We start from the raw sequence: 1,533 nt of genomic DNA on the forward strand, positions 1-1,533 counted from the left end.
CCGCCATATCAAGGAGCCGCATCACCGCCACCGATTCAATGGCCTCGCTGGCTGAAACACCGGGCTGGCGGGCAAGCAAAGCCATACGCACAGCATCACCGATTTTCACTGGGGCTAGATGGTTAACAAACAAACTAAGCAGCACGGCACGCCAATAAACAGAGAAGGCGATTGGCTTTCCGACATATCGCTTCCACGCCCACGCCCGCAGCCAAAACGACAAGCCATATACGAAAGCAGCGGCAGCCATCTCGATCGGGCGGCTGACTAGCCTGGATAGATGATGGAGCATCTGCCGGCCGTCAAAGCAGCGGTATGTCAACCAAGCGGAAAAGAAAAGAAGCGCGAGCCCAGCTGCTTGCAACGCCGCTTTAGCCGCCGGTTTACCGCTCATATTCGCGCGCCCACGCCACCGTGCGGGCGAGCCCTTCGGCAAACGCCACCTTCGGCTTGTAACCAAACGCCCGCTCCGCCTTCGTGATGTCCGCCCATGTCGCTTTCACATCGCCTTTCCGCTCCGGCGCGTGCACGATTTTCAGATCGGGAAAGTGCTTCCGCAACTCAGCGAGCAGCTGCTCCATGGTGACGGGCGCCCCGGCGCCCAAGTTGAACACTTCGCTTCGCCCACCGCTGCGGTGAAGTGCTGCGATCATGCCCTCCACAATATCATCGATGTACGTATAATCACGCGCCGTTCCTTTGCCATATACGACAATCTCCTCGCCCGCCAGCAATCGGCGCAAAAACGTGCCGATCGCCATATCCGGACGACCCCACGGCCCGTAAACGGTGAAATAGCGAAAAATCGTCATTTGGTAGCCATACAAATGGGCATAGGCATGACAAAACGATTCCGCTCCGTATTTCGCCGCCGCATACGGCGAAACGACGCGGCCGTCAGCCATCTCTTCCCGGAGTGGGACATTGCCGCGGTCGCCGTACACCGATGACGATGAGGCAAACAGCACATGCGCCACCCCCGCTTCCCCCGCCGCCGCCAAAACGTTCACCGTCGCCTTAATGTCATAATCGATGTAAGCGAGCGGATGCGCCAACGAATACGGCACGCCCGGCAGCGCCGCCAAATGGTAGACGACATCGGGGCGAAACTCGGCCAGCCACCTTTTCGTTCGCTCCCCATCAAGCAAATCCAAGCGGACAAGCGGCACCCGGCCGCCGGTGAGCGCGTGAAACTGCCGCTCCTTCCGCTCAACAGGATAGTACGGATGAAAACAATCGATCGCTGCCACTTCATGACCTTGTTCATGCAGACGAGCGGCCAAATGACTGCCAATAAATCCGGCTCCTCCAGTGACAACAATTTTCAACGGTTTCACCCCATTACAAAATGGACTATCCATCAGCATCTTACCACAGCCGCTCGGAAAAGTCGCGGCGCCATGAAAAAAACCAAACGTTTCCGGACAGACGGCTGCCCTGAAGGCACACAAGCTGCCTGACATCCACCATCGAGCACTCTGCCGACATCAAATCCGCTGCCTCCTTCGTCATACAAGAGGGTGTCCCAAAAGG

2 protein-coding genes are annotated in these 1,533 nt (G+C 57.7%); both read right to left on the reverse strand.

Annotated elements, in window-relative coordinates; genetic code table 11:
- Positions 1–394 (reverse strand): lysylphosphatidylglycerol synthase transmembrane domain-containing protein (locus VU18_RS20265; RefSeq protein ID WP_047758225.1); only part of this gene is annotated, 394 nt, incomplete at its 3' end.
- Complete coding sequence (locus VU18_RS11625; protein WP_020278121.1) at positions 384–1,328, reverse strand: NAD-dependent epimerase/dehydratase family protein; 945 nt, start codon at positions 1,326–1,328, stop codon at positions 384–386. The genes VU18_RS20265 and VU18_RS11625, both read right to left, overlap by 11 nt.
- Positions 1,329–1,533 lie beyond the last annotated feature (205 nt).

It is taken from the genome of Geobacillus sp. ZGt-1 (assembly GCF_001026865.1).
Lineage (GTDB): Bacteria > Bacillota > Bacilli > Bacillales > Anoxybacillaceae > Geobacillus > Geobacillus thermoleovorans.